This window comes from Burkholderia diffusa, assembly GCF_902499115.1.
GTDB lineage: Bacteria > Pseudomonadota > Gammaproteobacteria > Burkholderiales > Burkholderiaceae > Burkholderia > Burkholderia diffusa.
Genome location: NZ_CABVPN010000035.1, coordinates 1 through 18,080 on the forward strand (window position 1 = coordinate 1; position 18,080 = coordinate 18,080).

At 67.9% G+C, this 18,080-nt stretch carries 19 protein-coding genes; 9 read left to right on the forward strand and 10 right to left on the reverse strand.

Translation table 11 applies throughout. From position 1 onward, the window contains the following. Positions 1 to 116 precede the first annotated feature (116 nt). Positions 117 to 1,679 (reverse strand): class I adenylate-forming enzyme family protein, encoded by a 1,563-nt coding sequence (locus BTE28158_RS28465; protein WP_151051433.1) that lies wholly within the window; start codon positions 1,677 to 1,679, stop codon positions 117 to 119. Between the two features lie 295 nt (positions 1,680 to 1,974). Here BTE28158_RS28465 and ybaK point away from each other — a divergent pair, with 295 nt between their 5' ends. Then, positions 1,975 to 2,466 (forward strand): Cys-tRNA(Pro) deacylase, encoded by a 492-nt coding sequence (gene ybaK / locus BTE28158_RS28470; RefSeq protein ID WP_151051431.1) that lies wholly within the window; start codon positions 1,975 to 1,977, stop codon positions 2,464 to 2,466. A gap of 184 nt (positions 2,467 to 2,650) precedes the next feature. Further along, entirely contained in the window at positions 2,651 to 3,289 is a 639-nt protein-coding gene (gene plsY, locus BTE28158_RS28475; RefSeq protein ID WP_124901002.1) for a glycerol-3-phosphate 1-O-acyltransferase PlsY, read from the forward strand. 93 nt (positions 3,290 to 3,382) lie between these two features. On the opposite strand, the gene BTE28158_RS28480 is transcribed toward plsY, so the two are convergent. After that, entirely contained in the window at positions 3,383 to 3,868 is a 486-nt protein-coding gene (locus BTE28158_RS28480; RefSeq protein WP_006762345.1) for a YajQ family cyclic di-GMP-binding protein, read from the reverse strand. A 136-nt stretch (positions 3,869 to 4,004) separates the two neighbouring features. Between BTE28158_RS28480 and murB the strand changes: the two genes are divergently transcribed. Next, the gene (murB, locus tag BTE28158_RS28485) at positions 4,005 to 5,054 is read left to right on the forward strand and encodes a UDP-N-acetylmuramate dehydrogenase (protein WP_124621488.1); all 1,050 of its coding nucleotides are present in this window, start codon (positions 4,005 to 4,007) and stop codon (positions 5,052 to 5,054) included. 128 nt (positions 5,055 to 5,182) lie between these two features. On the opposite strand, the gene argF is transcribed toward murB, so the two are convergent. Continuing rightward, positions 5,183 to 6,112: an ornithine carbamoyltransferase gene (gene argF / locus BTE28158_RS28490; protein ID WP_059607996.1), complete on the reverse strand. Its 930-nt coding sequence runs from the start codon at positions 6,110 to 6,112 to the stop codon at positions 5,183 to 5,185. Positions 6,113 to 6,525: 413 nt separating this feature from the next. Between argF and BTE28158_RS28495 the strand changes: the two genes are divergently transcribed. Next, positions 6,526 to 6,846, forward strand: a complete 321-nt coding sequence (locus tag BTE28158_RS28495) for a DUF3579 domain-containing protein (RefSeq protein ID WP_006762342.1) — start codon at positions 6,526 to 6,528, stop codon at positions 6,844 to 6,846. A 147-nt stretch (positions 6,847 to 6,993) separates the two neighbouring features. Here BTE28158_RS28495 and rpsT read toward each other — a convergent pair whose 3' ends face one another. Beyond that, a complete protein-coding gene (gene rpsT, locus BTE28158_RS28500; protein ID WP_006482211.1) occupies positions 6,994 to 7,266 on the reverse strand; it encodes a 30S ribosomal protein S20 in 273 nt (90 codons plus the stop codon). Between the two features lie 259 nt (positions 7,267 to 7,525). Between rpsT and murJ the strand changes: the two genes are divergently transcribed. Beyond that, positions 7,526 to 9,121, forward strand: coding sequence for a murein biosynthesis integral membrane protein MurJ (murJ, locus tag BTE28158_RS28505; RefSeq protein ID WP_420868025.1), 1,596 nt, complete (start codon positions 7,526 to 7,528; stop codon positions 9,119 to 9,121). Positions 9,122 to 9,129: 8 nt separating this feature from the next. After that, positions 9,130 to 9,972: a SirB1 family protein gene (locus BTE28158_RS28510; RefSeq protein ID WP_059608018.1), complete on the forward strand. Its 843-nt coding sequence runs from the start codon at positions 9,130 to 9,132 to the stop codon at positions 9,970 to 9,972. Between the two features lie 77 nt (positions 9,973 to 10,049). Here BTE28158_RS28510 and BTE28158_RS28515 read toward each other — a convergent pair whose 3' ends face one another. The 5 genes from BTE28158_RS28515 to lpxK all read right to left on the reverse strand — a co-directional run bounded on the left by BTE28158_RS28515 (position 10,050) and on the right by lpxK (position 14,012). Then, positions 10,050 to 10,808, reverse strand: coding sequence for an SDR family NAD(P)-dependent oxidoreductase (locus BTE28158_RS28515; protein ID WP_151051427.1), 759 nt, complete (start codon positions 10,806 to 10,808; stop codon positions 10,050 to 10,052). A gap of 210 nt (positions 10,809 to 11,018) precedes the next feature. Further along, complete coding sequence (adk, locus tag BTE28158_RS28520; RefSeq protein ID WP_059607999.1) at positions 11,019 to 11,681, reverse strand: adenylate kinase; 663 nt, start codon at positions 11,679 to 11,681, stop codon at positions 11,019 to 11,021. Between the two features lie 208 nt (positions 11,682 to 11,889). After that, complete coding sequence (kdsB, locus tag BTE28158_RS28525) at positions 11,890 to 12,681, reverse strand: 3-deoxy-manno-octulosonate cytidylyltransferase (protein ID WP_059527793.1); 792 nt, start codon at positions 12,679 to 12,681, stop codon at positions 11,890 to 11,892. A 118-nt stretch (positions 12,682 to 12,799) separates the two neighbouring features. Continuing rightward, positions 12,800 to 13,003 (reverse strand): Trm112 family protein, encoded by a 204-nt coding sequence (locus BTE28158_RS28530; RefSeq protein WP_006750935.1) that lies wholly within the window; start codon positions 13,001 to 13,003, stop codon positions 12,800 to 12,802. Beyond that, a complete protein-coding gene (lpxK, locus tag BTE28158_RS28535; protein WP_059608000.1) occupies positions 12,984 to 14,012 on the reverse strand; it encodes a tetraacyldisaccharide 4'-kinase in 1,029 nt (342 codons plus the stop codon). Before lpxK ends, BTE28158_RS28530 begins: the two co-directional genes overlap by 20 nt. A 284-nt stretch (positions 14,013 to 14,296) precedes the next feature. Here lpxK and BTE28158_RS28540 point away from each other — a divergent pair, with 284 nt between their 5' ends. From BTE28158_RS28540 to sodB, 3 genes are all read left to right on the forward strand, one after another. Continuing rightward, positions 14,297 to 14,539 (forward strand): hypothetical protein, encoded by a 243-nt coding sequence (locus BTE28158_RS28540; protein WP_170296496.1) that lies wholly within the window; start codon positions 14,297 to 14,299, stop codon positions 14,537 to 14,539. Next, positions 14,463 to 15,845, forward strand: a complete 1,383-nt coding sequence (gene xseA, locus BTE28158_RS28545; protein WP_059608001.1) for an exodeoxyribonuclease VII large subunit — start codon at positions 14,463 to 14,465, stop codon at positions 15,843 to 15,845. Before BTE28158_RS28540 ends, xseA begins: the two co-directional genes overlap by 77 nt. A 240-nt stretch (positions 15,846 to 16,085) precedes the next feature. Then, positions 16,086 to 16,664 (forward strand): superoxide dismutase [Fe], encoded by a 579-nt coding sequence (gene sodB / locus BTE28158_RS28550; protein WP_044848579.1) that lies wholly within the window; start codon positions 16,086 to 16,088, stop codon positions 16,662 to 16,664. A 110-nt stretch (positions 16,665 to 16,774) separates the two neighbouring features. Here the strand turns inward: sodB and chrA are convergent, their stop codons facing one another. After that, positions 16,775 to 17,986 carry a chromate efflux transporter gene (chrA, locus tag BTE28158_RS28555; protein ID WP_151051853.1) on the reverse strand — a complete coding sequence of 404 codons (1,212 nt, stop codon included), beginning with the start codon at positions 17,984 to 17,986 and terminating at the stop codon, positions 16,775 to 16,777. Positions 17,987 to 18,080 lie beyond the last annotated feature (94 nt).

Here is an 18,080-nt window from a genome sequence, read left to right on the forward strand (position 1 = left end):
CGCCTCAGCCGATTCCATCCTCGAAAAGCTGCATCGACTTTGCTCGCGAATCAGCGGAACAGGACACTAGCGCGGCGCGCGTCGGCCACATGCGGGATGCGGCCCGCACCCGCGCGTCACGCGAGTTCGCGCAGCTTGTGCTTCAGCACCTTGCCCGTCGATGCGGCGGGCAGCGCATCGAGCACGCGGATGCGCGCGGGCCGCTTGTAAGGCGCGAGCCGTTGTGCGCACCATGCCTGCAGCGCGTCCTCGGTCGCGGTCGCGCCCGGCACCAGCTCGACGAACGCGAGCACTTCCTCGTTGCCCTCGACCGCGCGGCCGACGACGGCTGCCTGCACGACGTCCGGGTGCGCGTTCAGCACCTGTTCGACTTCGACCGGATAGACGTTGAAGCCCGAGCGGATGATCAGCTCCTTGCTGCGACCCGCGATCGTCACCGAGCCGTCGGCTTCCTGGCGCGCGAGATCGCCGGTGCTCAGCCAGCCGTCCGGAGACACGGCCGCGCGCGTGGCGTCCGCGTTGCGGTAGTAGCCGAGCATCACGTTCGGCCCGCGCACGCGGATTTCACCCACTTCACCCTGCGGCACGTCCGTGCCGTCCGGCGCGACGATCCGCATCTCGACGCCCGGGATCGGCACGCCGACCGAGCAGTCGGCACGCGGCGCGTCGAGCGGCGTCTGCGTGATCGTCGGGCTGCTCTCGGTCATTCCGTAGCCGTTGTGCAGCGGCACGCCGTACATGCGCTCGACGCGCGCCTTCAGGTTGGCGTCGAGCGGCGAGCCGCCCGAATACGCGAAACGCAGCCGCGGCGCGTGCCACGCGTGCGCGTGCGTGTGCAGGTGCTCGAGGAGCTTCGCGTGCATCGCGGGTACACCCTGGAAGATCGTCACGCCTTCGTCGGCGAGCGCGATGCGCACGGCCTCCGGCGAGAAGCGCGGTGCAAGCCGCAGCGTCGCCCCGGCGTAGAGGCTGCCGAGGCAGACAGACGCGAGCCCGTACACGTGCGACACCGGCAGCACCGTATAGACGACGTCGTCCGGCGACACGCGGCGCAGCGCGCTCGACGTCGCCGCGATGAACAGCAGGTTGCGGTGCGACAGCATCACGCCTTTCGGCGCACCCGTCGTGCCGGTCGTGTAGATCAGCGCCGCGCATTGCGCGGCGCCATCGGCCACCACCGGTTCGTCGGGCGCGCTCGTGTCGACGCGGTACGACCACGCGCCGATGTCGACCGGCAGCGTGTCGGCCGGCGTCGCGTCGTGGCGTGCCGCGTGTGCGCGCGCATCGGGCGACGCCTCGGTCGCGAATGCGATCAGCTTCGGCCGCGCATGCGCGGCGATCGCATCGAGTTCGCCGGCCGACAGCCGGGCGTTCGACACGAGCGCCCATGCGTCGACGCGCGCGGCCGCGAACAGCAGCACGATCTGCGCGACGCTGTTTTCCGCGACGATCATCACGCGATCGCCGCCATGCACGCCGAGGCGCGCGAGCCGCTCGGCGGCCGCATCGACCGCTCGCGACAGCTCGCCGTACGACAGGCGGCGCGCGTCCTCGATCAGCGCCGGATGCGCGGGCGCTTGCGCGGCCCAGCGGGCGGGCACGTCGGCGATGCGGCCGGGCAAGGCGGCGAGCAACGCCGGGACGTCGAGCGGCGCGGATGAACGGACAGGCGAGGACATGGCGTCTCCAGAAGAAGGGCCGGGCGGCGGCGCGGCCAGTTTTGCGAACGATCGTGCCATGACGGCGGGCGCGCCACAATCGGTCAATCGGGCAATAGCGCTTCGCGATGTCCGCAATGATGACGGGCGGACGGACTGACGGACAGGCGCGCCGCGGTGACGGGTGCTCGCCCCGGATACTGGTGCAAAAGGGCCGCGAGTATACCGCCGGTGCGCGGCACGCCGCCGCGAACACGAGACGGTGCGATCGTGGGTTGACGCCCGCCCGCCGGTCGTTCGCCATTAAAATGCCGCCATGAGCAAATCCAGACACGTGTCCGAGACACCCGCGACCCAACTGCTGCGCCGTCACGGCGTCGCCTTCGGCGAGCATCCGTACGATTACGTCGAGCATGGTGGCACCGGCGAGTCGGCGCGCCAGCTCGGCGTCGACGAGCACTGCGTCGTGAAGACGCTGGTGATGGAGGACGAGCACGCGAAGCCGCTGATCGTGCTGATGCACGGCGACCGCACGGTGTCGACCAAGAACCTCGCGCGGCAGATCGGCGCGAAACGCGTCGAGCCGTGCAAGCCCGACGTCGCGAACCGCCATTCCGGCTATCTGGTCGGCGGCACGTCGCCGTTCGGCACGCGCAAGACGATGCCCGTGTACGTCGAGTCGACCATCCTCGAATTGCCGACGATCTACCTGAACGGCGGCCGCCGCGGCTATCTCGTCAGCCTCGCGCCGGCGGTGCTCACGACGCTGCTCGGCGCGACGCCCGTGGAGTGCGCGAGCGTCGACTGAGGGTTTCACCTTCGTGGCAGGCCGTGCTCGTTCGGTAGAATGGGCGCCGTTTCGGCCGGTCGGACCGCACGACCGGCCGAAACGGCCTCCCGGCGGTTCGCCGCGACGGCGTCCGCCGCAACTGGCCGGCATGCCGCGCGTCTGGCCGCCAATTCACCGATACGTTGAAAGAAGAGTTCTCCGCATGCAGATCCTGCTCGCCGCACTTGTTGCCTACCTGATCGGTTCGGTGTCGTTCGCCGTCGTCGTCAGCGCCGCGATGGGCCTGGCCGATCCCCGTTCGTACGGGTCGAAGAATCCCGGCGCGACCAACGTGCTGCGCAGCGGCAACAAGAAGGCCGCGATCCTGACACTCGTCGGCGACGCATTCAAGGGCTGGCTCGCCGTCTGGCTCGCGCGGCATTTCGGGTTGCCTGACGTCGCCGTTGCGTGGGTCGCGATCGCCGTGTTCCTCGGCCACCTGTATCCGGTGTTCTTCCGCTTCCAGGGCGGCAAGGGCGTGGCGACCGCGGCCGGCGTGCTGCTCGCCGTGCATCCGGTGCTCGGCCTGGCGACTGCGCTGACCTGGCTGATCGTCGCATTCTTCTTCCGCTATTCGTCGCTCGCGGCGCTGGTGGCGGCCGTGTTCGCACCGGTGTTCGACGTGTTCCTGTTCGGCACCGGCCACAACCCGGTCGCGTGGGCCGTGCTCGCGATGAGCGTGCTGCTCGTGTGGCGTCACCGCGGCAACATCTCGAAGCTGCTGGCGGGGCAGGAAAGCCGGATCGGCGAGAAGAAGAAGGCCGCGTCCGACGGCGGCGCGCAGGACGGCGGGAAGGCCTGAGGAAGGGGATGACTGCTGCCGCCCGCAGGGGCGCCCGGCATGCGGGGCCCGGCGGCGCGGCGTGAGCGGCGACGCTGCGGTCGATGGCGTCGATCAGTCGCGGAAGTTGTTGAAGTCGAGCGGGGTGTCGGTCACGTCCTTGCGCAGCATCGCGATCACGCTCTGCAGGTCGTCGCGCTTCGTGCCGGCCACGCGCACCGCGTCGCCCTGAATGCTCGCCTGCACCTTGATCTTGCTGTCTTTCACGAGCCTGACGATCTTCTTCGCGAGGTCGCCCGTCACGCCCTTCTTCACGGTGACGATCTGCTTGACCTTGTCGCCGCCGATCTTCTCGACCTTGCCATAGTCGAGGAAGCGCACATCGACGTTGCGCTTCGCGAGCTTGTTGATCAGCACGTCCTTGACCTGGCCGAGCTTGAAATCGTCGTCGGCGAACAGCGTCAGCTCGCGCTCCTTCTGTTCGACGCGCGCGTCGGAGCCCTTGAAGTCGAAGCGCGTCGAAATTTCCTTGTTCGACTGCTCGATGGCGTTCTTCACTTCGATCATGTTCGCTTCGGAAACGACGTCGAACGATGGCATGGCATTCTCCCTTGAGATGCGTGCGCCCGGCTCGCGCGCGGGCACTCGCTATAATTGCGGACTGTTTGCCATTTTACCGATGCCCCTCCGTTTGCCCAAGGCCGGCCGTAAGGCCGCCCGGCGGACGTGACCGCGAATGCCGATGCCTCCTGACGATTCCGCCCTGTCGCTGCTCCCCGACCATCCGCTTGCTGCGCACAATACGTTCGGCATCGCCGCGAAGGCGCGCTTTGCCGCGCGCATCACGCAGGCGGCGCAGTTCGAGGCGCTGCACCGCGACCAGCGCGTCGCGTCGCTGCCGCAGCTCGTGCTCGGCGGCGGCAGCAACGTCGTGTTCACGCGCGATTTCGACGGCGTCGTGCTGCTCGACGAGATCGCCGGCCGCCGCGTCGTGCGCGAGGACGACGACGCGTGGTACGTCGAGGCCGGCGGCGGCGAGACCTGGCACGCGTTCGTCGCGTGGACGCTCGAGCACGGGATGCCGGGCCTGGAGAACCTTGCGTTGATTCCGGGCACCGTCGGCGCCGCGCCGATCCAGAACATCGGCGCGTACGGCCTCGAGATGAAGACCTGTTTCGACTCGCTGGTCGCCGTCGAGCTCGCGACGGGGCGCAGCGAGCGCTTCGACGCCGCGCGCTGCGCGTTCGGCTATCGCGACAGCTTCTTCAAGCGGGAAGGGCGCGGCCGGTTCGCGATCGTATCGGTGACGTTCCGGCTGCCCAAGCGCTGGACGCCGCGGCTCGGCTACGCGGACGTCACGCGCGAGCTCGACGCGCGCGGCATCGCGCCGGACGCGGCAACGCCGCGCGACGTGTTCGATGCAGTCGTCGCGATCCGCCGCGCGAAGCTGCCCGATCCGCTCGTGCTCGGCAACGCGGGCAGCTTCTTCAAGAATCCGGTGATCGATGCCGCGCAGTTCGACGCGCTGCGCGCGCGCGTGCCGGACGTGGTGTCGTATCCGCAGCCGGACGGGCAGGTGAAGCTCGCGGCCGGCTGGTTGATCGACCGCTGCGGCTGGAAAGGGCGCGCGCTGGGGGCGGCGGCCGTGCACGACCGGCAGGCGCTCGTGCTGGTGAATCACGGCGGCGCGACGGGTGTCGAGGTCCTCGCGCTGGCGCGCGCGATCCAGGACGACGTGCGCGAGCGGTTCGGTGTCGAGCTCGAACCCGAGCCGGTGTGCCTGTAACGCGGTCTTTCGTACCGCGCATTTCATTCGCTTCCGCCGCGTACAAACAAAAAGCGCCGATCGACGATCGGCGCTTTTTTGCATGCCGCCGGATGCCGGCGGTGCTCGGGTGCTGCGGGGTGCTGCGATCAGTGCTTGAGCCGGCCGAGCAGCAGGAACTCCATCAGCGCCTTCTGCACGTGCAGGCGGTTTTCCGCCTCGTCCCACACGACGCTCTGCGGGCCGTCGATCACGCCGGCCGTCACTTCCTCGCCGCGGTGCGCGGGCAGGCAGTGCATGAAGAGCGCGTCCGCGTTCGCATGGCCCATCATTTCCTCGTCGACGCACCAGTCGGCAAATGCCTGCTTGCGCGCTTCGTTCTCGGCTTCGAAGCCCATGCTCGTCCACACGTCGGTCGTCACGAGATCGGCGCCCTTGCACGCTTCGTTCGGATCGTCGAACACCTCGTAGAACGGCGCGCTGTCCGGCGACACGAGCTTCATGTCGAGCGCATAGCCCGGCGGCGTCGACAGGCGCAGCTTGAAGCCGAGGATCTGCGCGGCTTCGATCCACGTATAGAGCATGTTGTTCGCATCGCCGACCCACGCGACCGTCTTGCCGGCGATCGGGCCGCGGTGCTCGTAGTACGTGAAGATGTCGGCGAGCACCTGGCACGGGTGGTATTCGTTGGTCAGGCCGTTGATCACCGGCACGCGGGAGTTCTCCGCGAAGCGCTTGATGACCTCCTGCTCGAACGTGCGGATCATGATGATGTCGACCATCCGCGAGATGACCTGCGCGGAATCCTCGACCGGCTCGCCGCGGCCGAGCTGCGTGTCGCGCGTGCTCATGAACACCGCGTGGCCGCCGAGCTGGAAGATGCCGGCTTCGAACGACAGGCGCGTGCGCGTCGAGCTCTTCTCGAAGATCATCGCGAGCGTGCGGTCGTGCAGCGGGTGATAGGTCTCGTAGTTCTTGAACTTGCGCTTCAGGATACCCGTGCGTTCGAGCACGTACTCGTAGTCTTCCAGCGAGAAATCCTTGAACTGCAGGTAGTGACGAATGGTTTTGGCGGTCATGAAACGAAATACGGCGGGTCTGAACCGGCAGCGGAGCCGGACGGCGCCGCCGTCGGGTGTGGATAACTCAAAGCAGCATAAAGGATTTTCTGTGCTTTGACGAGCCGCGCCGAAAACCGGGGCGCGATCGTGGCGCACACTGGAGGATGCCGGAAGAGGGGGCGCGAGACGACGCGCGATGTCGCGCTGCGGTATAATTCAAAAGTTTTCTCCAGCCCGGCAGGCAAGGCTCTTCGCGCTCTGCCGGACACAAGCCATGCGCTGCACAAATCCGGTGCGGCGCGTCGGCGGCACGCAGCGACGGCCTGTTTTCGGGATATCGGAGCGCGTCTGTCGTCGTCCACTCCAGCTTTGTGTTCGCGTATCCAGGCGCCGTCGCCTGGACATCGCCGGGCCGTCACTTGGGTAACCACATGGCTGAAACCCCTCCGACCGAATTCTTCATCCAGGGCATCACGAAAGACGGGAAAAAGTTTCGCCCGAGCGACTGGTCGGAGCGTCTGGCCGGCGTGATGGCCTGTTTCGGGCCGGGTGCGAGCGGGCCGAACGCGCGCCTGAAATATTCGCTGTACGTGCGCCCGACGATGCTCGGCGACCTGAAATGCGTGATCCTCGATTCCCGGCTGCGCGACATCGAGCCGATGGCGTTCGATTTCGTGCTGAACTTCGCGAAGGACAACAACCTCGTCGTCACCGAGGCGTGCGAGTTGCCGGACTACAACGAGAAGAAGTGAATTCGGCGGGCGAGGGGGCATCCCGCGCCCGCGCCTGACGGTCGCCCGGCGCGATGCGCAGGCGACGCGCAACAAAAAAGCCCGCCTAGGCGGGCTTTTTCGTGATCGCAGGAAACAGGAACGCCCGCGAGAGCGGGCGCGCCGGATTTACGCTGCTGCCTGCAGGCCCTTGACGGCTGCGGCGAGGCGGCTCTTGCTGCGAGCGGCCTTGTTCTTGTGAACGATCTTCTTGTCGGCGATCGTGTCGATCGTCTTCACGGCAGCCTTGAACAGCTCGGCAGCCTTTGCCTGGTCGCCGGCTTCAACAGCCTTGCGAACCGACTTGATCGCGGTACGGAATTTCGAGCGCAGCGCCGAGTTGTGCGAATTTGCCTTCGCGGCTTGGCGGGCGCGCTTGCGTGCTTGTGCGGAGTTAGCCATGACGGTTCCTTATCCTGTCCTGTTTCCAGAGCTTGGAGCCTGACGGCCAAGCGCTGCTTTTCGATCCGTCCCCTGAGAGCGATTGCCCAGGGGCGCATAAAAAACGGTGATTTTAACCGAGGCCGAGACATGAAAACGACAGGCGCCGTGCATGTAACAGGCTCAGAAACCGGCGATTATAGCAACAAAATCAAGCGCGTGGCAAGGTCAACGTGATGTCGGACGGACGGGGGCGCCGGCGACATGGGCCCTTTTCGGCATCCGTCCGTGCCGGGGCACGCAACGTCCGTATAATAAGCGCCCCATGAATCTATTCCGAGCCCTGCTGACGGTCAGCGGCTTCACGCTGCTGTCGCGCGTGACCGGACTGGCCCGCGAGACGCTGATCGCCCGTGCGTTCGGCGCCAGTCAATACACCGACGCGTTCTACGTCGCTTTCCGCATCCCGAACCTGCTGCGCCGCCTGTCCGCCGAAGGCGCGTTCTCGCAGGCGTTCGTGCCGATCCTGGCCGAATTCAAGAACCAGCAGGGGCACGATGCGACCAAGGCGCTCGTCGACGCGATGTCGACCGTGCTCGCCTGGGCGCTCGCCGTGCTGTCGGTCCTCGGGATCGCCGGCGCGTCGTGGGTCGTGTTCGCGGTCGCGTCCGGCCTGCATACCGACGGACAGGCGTTCCCGCTCGCGGTCACGATGACGCGGATCATGTTCCCGTACATCGTGTTCATCTCGCTGACGACGCTCGCGTCCGGCGTGCTGAATACCTACAAGAGCTTCTCGCTGCCGGCGTTCGCGCCGGTGCTGCTCAACGTCGCGTTCATCGCCGCGGCCGTGTTCGTCGCGCCGCACCTGAAGGTGCCGGTCTATGCGCTCGCATGGGCCGTCATCGTGGGCGGCGTGCTGCAGTTCATCGTGCAGCTGCCGGGGCTGAAGAAGATCGACATGGTGCCGCTGATCGGCCTCAACCCGGTGCGCGCGCTGCGTCATCCCGGCGTCAAGCGCGTGCTCGCGAAGATGGTGCCCGCGACGTTCGCGGTGTCGGTCGCGCAACTGTCGCTGATCATCAACACCAACATCGCGTCGCGGCTCGGGCAGGGCGCCGTGTCGTGGATCAACTACGCCGACCGCCTGATGGAATTCCCGACCGCGCTGCTCGGCGTCGCGCTCGGCACGATCCTGCTGCCGAGCCTGTCGAAGGCGCACGTCGACGCCGATTCGACCGAATATTCGGCGCTGCTCGACTGGGGGCTGCGCGTCACGTTCCTGCTCGCGGCGCCGAGCGCGCTCGCGCTGTTCTTCTTTGCGACGCCGCTCACCGCGACGCTGTTCAACTACGGCAAGTTCGACGCGCATACGGTCACGATGGTCGCACGCGCGCTCGCGACCTACGGGATCGGCCTCGTCGGCATCATCCTGATCAAGATCCTCGCGCCGGGCTTCTACGCGAAGCAGGACATCAAGACGCCCGTGAAGATCGCGATCGGCGTGCTGATCGTCACGCAGATCTCGAACTACGTGTTCGTGCCGCTGATCGGCGCTGCGGGCCTCACGCTGAGCATCGGCGTCGGCGCATGCCTGAACTCGCTGCTGCTGTTCCTCGGGCTGCGCAAGCGCGGCATCTACCAGCCGTCGCCGGGCTGGCTGCGCTTCTTCGTGCAACTGCTCGGCGCGGCGCTCGTGCTCGCGGGCCTGATGCACTGGTGCGCGATCAGCTTCGACTGGACCGGCATGCGCGCGCAGCCGCTCGATCGCATCGCGCTGATGGCGGCGTGCCTGGTGCTGTTCGCTGCACTATATTTCGGTATGTTGTGGGTGATGGGCTTCAAATACGCTTACTTCAGAAGGCGCGCCAAGTGATGACCGCAATGACCCGCGTCCTCGACTACTTCAGCACGCTCGTGGCGGACGACGACAGTCTGCCCGTCACGGAAGCCGCGCTGTCGCTGGCGCAGGACGCGTATCCCGACCTCGACCTGCAGGGCACGCTGGCCGAACTCGACATGCTGGCGGCGCGGCTGCGCCGGCGGCTCGCCGACGATGCGGACCTGAAGGGCCGCGTCGCCGCGCTGAACGACTTCTTCTTCCGCGAGCTCGGCTTCGCGTGCAATCACAACGATTACTACGACCCCGATAACAGCCACCTGAACGCCGTGCTCAAACGGCGGCGCGGGATCCCGATCTCGCTGTCGGTGCTTTACCTGGAACTCGCCGAGCAGATCGGCGTGCCGGCGCGCGGCGTGTCGTTCCCCGGCCACTTCCTGCTGCGCGTGACGCTGCCGGATGGCGACCTGATCATCGATCCGACCAACGGCCATTCGCTGTCCGAAGCTGAAATGGTCGAGATGCTCGAGCCGTACGTCGCGCGTGCGGCGGGCGCGGTCGACAGCGCGTTGCGCGCGCTGCTGCAGCCGGCCACGAGCCGCGAGATCATCGCGCGGATGCTGCGCAACCTCAAGACGATCTACCTGCAGACGGAACGCTGGCAGCGGCTGCTTGCCGTGCAGCAGCGGCTCGTGATCCTGCTGCCGGAACAACTCGACGAGGTGCGCGACCGCGGCTTCGCCTATGCGCGGCTCGACTATCTGCGCCCAGCGCTCGAGGATCTCGAGCAGTATCTCGGCGAGCGGCCCGATGCGGACGACGCGACCGTCGTCGAATCGCAGGTGACCGAGTTGCGGCAGCGGATGCAGCGCGACGGCGAGGACTGAGCCGTCACGTCTCCCCGGAGCCCCGAACGTAAAAACGCCCGCATCGCGGGCGTTTTTCATTTGCAATTGCGTGGCCCTTACTTCGGCTGCATCCGGATCGCGCCGTCGAGGCGGATCACTTCGCCGTTGAGCATCGGATTCTCGACGATCTGGCGCACCAGCATCGCGTACTCGTCCGGTTTGCCGAGCCGCGGCGGGAACGGCACCATCGCGCCGAGCGCGTCCTGCACGTCCTTCGGCATGCCGAGCAGCATCGGCGTCTCGAACAGTCCGGGCGCGATCGTCATCACGCGGATGCCGTGGCGCGACAGATCGCGTGCGATCGGCAGCGTCATGCCTGCGACGCCGGCCTTCGACGCCGCGTATGCGGCCTGGCCGATCTGGCCGTCGTAAGCGGCGACCGACGCGGTGCTGACGATCACGCCGCGCTCGCCGCCGTCGTTCGGCGCGGTCGCAGCCATCGCAGCGGCCGCGAGCCGGATCATGTTGAAGGTGCCGACCAGGTTCACGTTGATCGTTTTCGCGAATACGTCGAGCGGATGCGCGCCGTCCTTGCCGACGGTCTTCGCGGCGGGCGCGATGCCCGCGCAGTTCACGAGGCCGCGCAGCGTGCCCGCGCGCGTCGCGGCGTCGACGGCCGCCTGCGCATCGGCCTCGCTCGACACGTCGCAGCGCACGAACACGCCGCCCAGCTCGCTCGCGAGCGCCGTGCCGGCCGCCTCGTTCAGGTCGGCGAGCACGACCTTGCCGCCGGCACGCGCGAACATGCGGGCCGTCCCGGCGCCGAGGCCCGATGCGCCGCCCGTGATCAGAAAGACGTTGCCGCGAATCTCCATCACTTTCTCCTTGGTTGGGTCCGATGCCGGTCGATCGGAGGAAAGGCGGTGCGCCGGCCCACGCGGCGCACGCGTTCGATCGATTGTACGGGGCGCCGTCGTACGCCGGCCAGTGCGGCACGGTCGTGCGAATCCAGGTCAGACGAAACGGTCGCGGCAGACGAAAAAAAAACCGCCCGGAAGGGCGGCTTGCGGTGCACGACGCGGTGCTTACTTCAGTGCGTCGAACGCACGCTCGCGGATTTCATCGACGCTGCCGAGGCCCGAGATCTTGCGATACTGCGGGGCTTTCAGGCCGTTTTCCTCGCCGCGCTGCGCCCAGTCGCCGTAATACTTGATGAGCGGCTTGGTCTGCGCTTCGTACACTTCGAGACGCTTCTTGACGGTTTCTTCCTTGTCGTCGTCGCGCTGGATCAGCGGTTCGCCCGTCACGTCGTCCACACCCTCGACCTTCGGCGGGTTGAACTTGACGTGGTACGTGCGGCCCGACGCCGGGTGCGTGCGGCGGCCGCTCATGCGCTCGACGATCTCCGAGAACGGGACGTCGATTTCGAGCACGTAATCGATCGCGACACCAGCTTCCTTCATTGCGTCAGCCTGCGCGATCGTGCGCGGGAAGCCATCGAACAGATAGCCGTTCGCGCAATCGGCTTCCTTCAGGCGCTCCTTCACGAGACCGATGATCAGGTCGTCCGTCACGAGCTTGCCTTCGTCCATGAAGCGCTTCGCCTCGATGCCGAGCGGCGTGCCGGCCTTGACGGCCGCGCGCAGCATGTCACCCGTCGAGATTTGCGGGATGCCGAACTTTTCCTTGATGAAGTTTGCCTGGGTGCCCTTTCCCGCGCCGGGCGCGCCCAACAGGATCAAACGCATGGTGATATCTCCAGTATGTAGATTCGTGTGGCGAGACGCAAAAGCGTCGGCGACAACGTACGCGGGGCTTGCCTTGCACGCGGCGGACCGGTCTGATGCGGCGCGTCGGCGAAAAGCGACGCGCGACTGCCGGGGCGGGCCGTGGCGGGGTCAAGCGTGGACGCGCGGGTCGCGGACGGCTCGCACAATCACCTGATTATGCCACGGGTTATTTTGAACCCGGCCGAAAAAGGGCCTGCACGCGTGCGAGATCGGCCGGCGTGTCAATGCCGGCTTCGGGTGCATGCTCGGTGATCAGCACTGCGATGCGCTCGCCGTGCCACATCGCGCGCAGCTGTTCGAGCTGCTCGGCCTGCTCGATCGGCGCCTGCGCGAGCGACGGATAGGTGCGCAGAAAACGCGCGCGATACGCGTACAGGCCGATGTGACGATGGACCGGAAAGGCCGGCGCCGGCATGGCCGCGACGTCGGGCCAGTGCGGCTGGTACGCATCGCGGCTCCATGGAATCGGCGCGCGCGAGAAGTACATCGCGACGTTGCGCGCGTCGAGCGCGACTTTCACGATGTTCGGGTTGAACACGTCTGCGGCGGCGTGGATCGGGTGCGCCGCGGTCGCGATCGCGCAGTCCGGATGCGCGGCGAGGTGCGACGCTACGTCGCGCACGAGTGCCGGGTCGATCAGCGGTTCGTCGCCTTGCACGTTGACGACGACGGTGTCGTCGCTCCACCCGAACGTCGCGGCGACTTCCGCGAGCCGGTCGGTGCCGGACGGATGATCGGCGCGCGTCAGCACGGCTTCGAAACCGTGCTCGCGGGCCGCGTCGAGCACGCTCTGTGCATCGGACGCGACGAGCACCTGCTGCGCGCCCGCTTCGCGCGCGCGCTCGGCGACGCGCACGACCATCGGCTTGCCGCCGAGATCGGCGAGCGGCTTGTTCGGCAGGCGCGTCGACGCGAGCCGGGCAGGAATGACGGCGATGAAGGGCTGCGGATGAGTCATCGGGGCTGGGCGGTGAGGAGGGCGGGGCGGGCGGCGCGTCGAAGGCAGGCCGCCCGGGGCAGGGGCCGGCACGCGGCCGCAGCGAACCGCGGCCAGGCGCCGGCGTAGCGTTGAGGCGTCAGCTGCCGGCCGGGCCGGCGGGGTCGACCGGCGTGCCTTCGACGGTCTGGCGTGCTTCGTCGACGAGCATCACGGGGATGCCGTCGCGGATCGGGTAGGCGAGCTTGTCCGCGTTGCAGATCAGCTCCTGCGCGGCGCGGTCATAGTGGAGCGGGCCTTTGCAGATAGGGCACACAAGGATTTCAAGCAGGCGAGCGTCCACGGAGTTTCTCCACAACGAGGGCAATGAGGCGAGGATCGAGCGCGGCTTCGACGGGGACGACCCACAGCCGAGCGTCGCGCCAGGAAGCGCCCAATTTTACTGCATCCTTCTCGGTGATCAGGATCGCATCGACCGCGTCGTCGACGAACGGATTGTCGGGGAACGCGTAGTGGTCGGGCAGCGCGCGCGTCGCCGGCGCGAGGCCGGCCGCGCGCAGCGTCGCGAAGAAGCGTTCCGGCGCGCCGATGCCGGCCGCGGCGAGCACGCGCTCGTTCGCGAACTGCGACAGCGGACGGCGCAGCGCCGGCTGGTCGAGGTGCCACGCGGCGCCCGGCGTGAGCGCGAGCGCATAGGTATCGGGCCACGGCGGCAGCGCGCCGCTGTACGGATCGTTGACGAGCGTCGCGTCGCGGTGGCGCGACAGCGGCTCGCGCAGCGGCCCGGCCGGCAGCAGAAAGCCGTTGCCGCCGAGGCGATGGTCGAACACGACGAGCTCGACCGTCCGTGCGAGACGGTAGTGCTGGAGGCCGTCGTCGCTGACGATCACGTCGACGTTCGGGTGCGCGGCGCGCAGCGCCTGCGCGGCCGCGACGCGGTCGGGGCATACCCACACGGGCGCGCCGGTGCGGCGCGCGATCAGGAGCGGTTCGTCGCCGGCCGCGCTCGCGCGCGATGCGGGCGTGACCGCGATGGGGGCCTTCACGTTCGCGCCGTAGCCGCGCGACACGACGCCCGGCGTGAACCCGGCCGCGCGCAGCGCGTCGACGAGCGCGATCACGGTCGGCGTCTTGCCGGTGCCGCCGACGGTCACGTTGCCGACCACGACGACGGGCACACCGACGTCGACCGGTTGCTTCCAGCCCTGCGCGTAGGCCGTGCGGCGCAGCGCCGCGCACAGGCCGAACACGCAGGCGAACGGCGTGAGCGCCCAGGCGAGGGCGCCGCGTCGCTGCCATTCGCGCGTGAGGCGTGCTTCGAGCCGCGCGAGCGGGCCGCCGGGCGCGCTCATCGGGCCGGACGCGGCGCGTCGTGCGCCGCAGCGTGGGACGGATTCATCAATGCGGATTCTCCGTTGGGCGGCGCATGCCGCAAGGTCTTCGGAAGGCGGCACTCTAGCGCGCCGCACGCGGGCGCGGCAAGCGCGGCCGGGCGACGCATCCGATGGGGGCGGATCGGAGCGGGTTGTGGATAACTCTGTGAAAAACTCCCCGCCCGTTCGCGTCAAACGCCCGTCGGATGGACATCGAATCGGCGTCGAATCAAACTTCAAGGTTTAAAAATATATAAAAATCAATGCGTTATACGGAATTGTCTGGTTTTTTCCGAGGTTTTCAAGTGTTTTTGGCGGACGATTACCAGAGTGTGGACACCTTCAGCGTGTTGCAGTGCGGGCGGGCGGTGCTGGACGCCGCGCGCGTGTCGGACTATCGTGTCGCCGCCAGCATTCATCCGACCGCCCATGCTTTCCGACTCTCCTTTTTCCGCTCCCGGCGCGACTCGCGGCGGCGACGAAGTGATTCCCGTTTCGGCGCTTAATCGCGCGATTTCGACGATGCTCGAGCGCTCGTTCCCGCTGCTGTGGATCTCGGGCGAAGTGTCGAATTTCACGCGCGCCGCCAGCGGCCACTGGTATTTCTCGATCAAGGACCAGCAGGCGCAGATGCGCTGCGTGATGTTTCGCGGTCGCGCGCAGTACGCGGAATTCACGCCGCGCGAAGGCGACCGGATCGAGGTGCGCGCGGTCGTCACGATGTACGAGCCGCGCGGCGAAGTGCAGCTCAACGTCGAAGCCGTGCGGCGCACGGGCCAGGGGCGTCTTTACGAGGCATTCCTGCGGCTGAAGGCGCAGCTCGAGGCCGAAGGGCTGTTCGCAGCCGAGCGCAAGCGGCCGCTGCCGGCGCACCCGCGCGCGATCGGCATCGTCACGTCGCTGCAGGCCGCCGCGCTGCGCGACGTGCTGACCACGCTCGCGCGCCGCGCGCCGCACATTCCGGTGATCGTCTATCCGGCGCCCGTGCAGGGGGCCGGTTCCGCCGAAAAGCTCGTCGCGGCCGTGCAGACCGCGAACGCGCGGCGCGAGGTCGACGTGCTGCTCGTGTGCCGCGGCGGCGGGTCGATCGAGGATCTGTGGTCGTTCAACGACGAAGCGCTCGCACGTGCGATCGCGGCGAGCGAACTGCCGGTCGTCAGCGGCGTCGGCCACGAAACCGATTTCACGATCGCGGACTTCGCGGCCGACCTGCGCGCGCCGACGCCGACCGGCGCGGCCGAACTCGCGAGTCCGCAGCGCGCGTTGCTGTTGCGCGAGGTCGCCGACCGGCAGCGCGCGCTTGCGCGCAGCCTGGAGCGCGGGCTCGAGCAGCGTGCGCAGCAGCTCGACTGGCTCGCGCGCCGGCTCGTCAGCCCGGCCGAACGGCTGCAGCGGCAACGTACCCACGTCGAACAGCTGGCGGTGCGGCTCGCATCGGCGGCGTCGCGGCCGGTGCGCGACGCGCGTGCGCGTTTCGCGCTCGCGCAGTTGCGCTGGCAGCGCGCGCGGCCCGACCCGGCGCAGGCGCGTCAGGCCCTCGCCGGACTGTCGCAACGTCTGGCGGTGGCGATGCAGCGCCGTCACGAGCGCGATACCGCGCGCGTGTCGGCCTGCGCGGCGCGGCTCGAGGTGCTGAGCCCGCAGCGCACGCTCGAGCGCGGCTATGCGGCGCTGATCGACGCGCAGACCGGCCGCGCGGTGCGGGCGCCGAGCGCGCTGAAGCCGCAGCGCCGACTCACCGTGCATCTCGCCGAAGGCTCGGCCGACGTGTCGCTCGCCGACGTGCAGCCGCGGCTGACCGACACGATCTGACGACGACGGCGTAAGCGAAACGAAGGTCGCGCGCCCGGCGGTCCGGACGTATCGAACGCCGGGCGCGGGAACGGATGCTGCGCATCGCCGTCTCGTCCTGCCGGATGAAGCGCCAGCGGCGATTTTCTGCATACCGCGGATAAATGCCCGTGAGTTTGCGGGGATATTCGGACTCGCCTACAATCGGACGCTCGGCAGCATTCAACACAGCCTCCCTACATACTCAACGAAGGAATCGCCATGGCTCATACGCTCCCGCCGCTCCCGTACGCTGAAGACGCACTCGCGCCGACCATCTCGAAAGAGACGATCGAGTACCACTACGGCAAGCATCACCAGGCATATGTGACGAACCTGAACAATCTGATCCCGGGCACGGAATTCGAAAACCTGTCGCTGGAAGAGATCGTGAAGAAGTCGTCGGGCGGCATCTTCAACAACGCCGCGCAAATCTGGAACCACACGTTCTTCTGGAACAGCCTGTCGCCGAACGGCGGCGGCGCACCGTCGGGCGCGCTCGGCGACGCGATCAATGCGAAGTGGGGTTCGTACGACGCATTCAAGGAAGCGTTCACGAAGGCCGCGGTCGGCACGTTCGGTTCGGGCTGGGCATGGCTCGTGAAGAAGGCCGACGGTTCGCTCGACATCGTCTCGACGAGCAACGCCGCCACGCCGCTGACGACGGCCGACAAGCCGCTGCTGACGATCGACGTGTGGGAGCACGCGTACTACATCGACTACCGCAACGCACGTCCGAAGTTCGTTGAAGCGTTCTGGAACATCGTGAACTGGGACTTCGCAGCGAAGAACTTCGCGTAAGTCCGGGCATCCCGCGCCTCTGCGGCGCGCGGCATCCCCCAAAAAAAGCCCTCGTCACGAGGGCTTTTTTGTTTTGATCGGGCATGAATCGACGCGCGGCATTCGCCCGCTCAGACGATCATCCCCGACAACGAGCCGAGCGCCGCGCTCGCGATCACGACGGCCCACGGCGGCACGCGCCAGAACACGAGCGCGACGAACGCGACGAGCGCGGCAGCGAAGTCGCGCGGCGACACGATCGTGTTGCTCCACACCGGATGATAGAGCGCGGCAAGCAGCAGCCCGACGACCGCCGCGTTCACGCCCGCGAGCGCGGCCTGCATACGCGTGCTGCGACGCAGGCGTTCCCAGAACGGGGCAGTGCCCGCGACAAGCAGGAACGACGGCGCGAAGATCGACACCAGCGCGATCATCCCGCCGAGCCAGCCGTTCGGCGCGTCGCGCAGCAACGCACCGAGGAAGGCCGAGAACGTGAAGAGCGGCCCCGGTACGGCCTGCGCGACGCCATAGCCGGCCAGGAATGCCGAGTCGCCGACCCAGCCCGGCGCGACGACGGCCGCTTGCAGCAGCGGCAGCACCACGTGGCCGCCGCCGAACACCAGCGCGCCGGTGCGGAAGAATGCATCGACGACGGCGAGTGTGTTCGAGTGGAGCGCGCTTGCCGCGACCGGCAACACGACGATCAGCGCGGCGAACAGTAGCAGCCACAGCAGCCCCGCGCGGCGTGACACGTGCAGCGGCAACGGCTCGTGGGCGCCGCGCTCGGGCTGCGGCAGCAGCATGAGACCGGCGGCGCCTGCCGCGACGATCACGACCACCTGCAGCCACGCGGCCGGGACGAGCAGCGCGATGCAGGTCGCGATCGCCATCAGCGTGACGCGGCGCGCATCCGGGCAAAGCGTGCGCGCCATGCCCCACACCGCCTGCGCGATCACCGCGACCGACACGATGCGCAACCCGTGCAGGGCGCCTGCCGCGACCGGCATGCCCGTCGCGTGGACGCCGAGCGCGAACAGCATCATCAGCAGCGCGGACGGCAGCGTGAAGCCGAGCCATGCGGCGAACATCCCCGCATAGCCTGCGCGCGACAGACCGATCGCCATCCCGACCTGGCTGCTCGCCGGCCCCGGCAGGAACTGGCACAGGCCGACGAGATCCGCATAGGCGCGCTCGGTCAGCCAGCCGCGTCGCGTGACGAACGCGTCACGGAAGTAGCCGAGATGCGCGACGGGCCCGCCGAACGATGTGAGGCCGAGCCGCAGGAATGCGACGAATACGGGCCACGCATGACGGGACGGAGTAGTGACGGTGGACGTGTTCAAGAGCGGATGCGGGGAGGGCGAACGAGCCGCCACGATAGCGCAATGCCATGACGGCGGGAATGCGGCGTTGCGACGATTTCACGGCGGCGTCAGG

Bases quoted from the DNA above. Each gene is read 5' to 3' on its own strand.
- BTE28158_RS28495 (WP_006762342.1), top strand. From the start codon at position 6,526: ATGGCTGAAACCCCTCCGACCGAATTCTTCATCCAGGGCATCACGAAA.
- ybaK (WP_151051431.1), top strand. From the start codon at position 1,975: ATGAGCAAATCCAGACACGTGTCCGAGACACCCGCGACCCAACTGCTG.
- BTE28158_RS28515 (WP_151051427.1), bottom strand. From the start codon at position 10,808: ATGGAGATTCGCGGCAACGTCTTTCTGATCACGGGCGGCGCATCGGGC.
- BTE28158_RS28465 (WP_151051433.1), bottom strand. From the start codon at position 1,679: ATGTCCTCGCCTGTCCGTTCATCCGCGCCGCTCGACGTCCCGGCGTTG.
- lpxK (WP_059608000.1), bottom strand. From the start codon at position 14,012: ATGAGCGCGCCCGGCGGCCCGCTCGCGCGGCTCGAAGCACGCCTCACG.
- kdsB (WP_059527793.1), bottom strand. From the start codon at position 12,681: ATGACTCATCCGCAGCCCTTCATCGCCGTCATTCCTGCCCGGCTCGCG.
- BTE28158_RS28480 (WP_006762345.1), bottom strand. From the start codon at position 3,868: ATGCCATCGTTCGACGTCGTTTCCGAAGCGAACATGATCGAAGTGAAG.
- xseA (WP_059608001.1), top strand. From the start codon at position 14,463: ATGCTTTCCGACTCTCCTTTTTCCGCTCCCGGCGCGACTCGCGGCGGC.
- adk (WP_059607999.1), bottom strand. From the start codon at position 11,681: ATGCGTTTGATCCTGTTGGGCGCGCCCGGCGCGGGAAAGGGCACCCAG.
- argF (WP_059607996.1), bottom strand. From the start codon at position 6,112: ATGACCGCCAAAACCATTCGTCACTACCTGCAGTTCAAGGATTTCTCG.
- plsY (WP_124901002.1), top strand. From the start codon at position 2,651: ATGCAGATCCTGCTCGCCGCACTTGTTGCCTACCTGATCGGTTCGGTG.
- BTE28158_RS28510 (WP_059608018.1), top strand. From the start codon at position 9,130: ATGACCCGCGTCCTCGACTACTTCAGCACGCTCGTGGCGGACGACGAC.
- rpsT (WP_006482211.1), bottom strand. From the start codon at position 7,266: ATGGCTAACTCCGCACAAGCACGCAAGCGCGCCCGCCAAGCCGCGAAG.
- murB (WP_124621488.1), top strand. From the start codon at position 4,005: ATGCCGATGCCTCCTGACGATTCCGCCCTGTCGCTGCTCCCCGACCAT.
- sodB (WP_044848579.1), top strand. From the start codon at position 16,086: ATGGCTCATACGCTCCCGCCGCTCCCGTACGCTGAAGACGCACTCGCG.
- BTE28158_RS28540 (WP_170296496.1), top strand. From the start codon at position 14,297: ATGCGTTATACGGAATTGTCTGGTTTTTTCCGAGGTTTTCAAGTGTTT.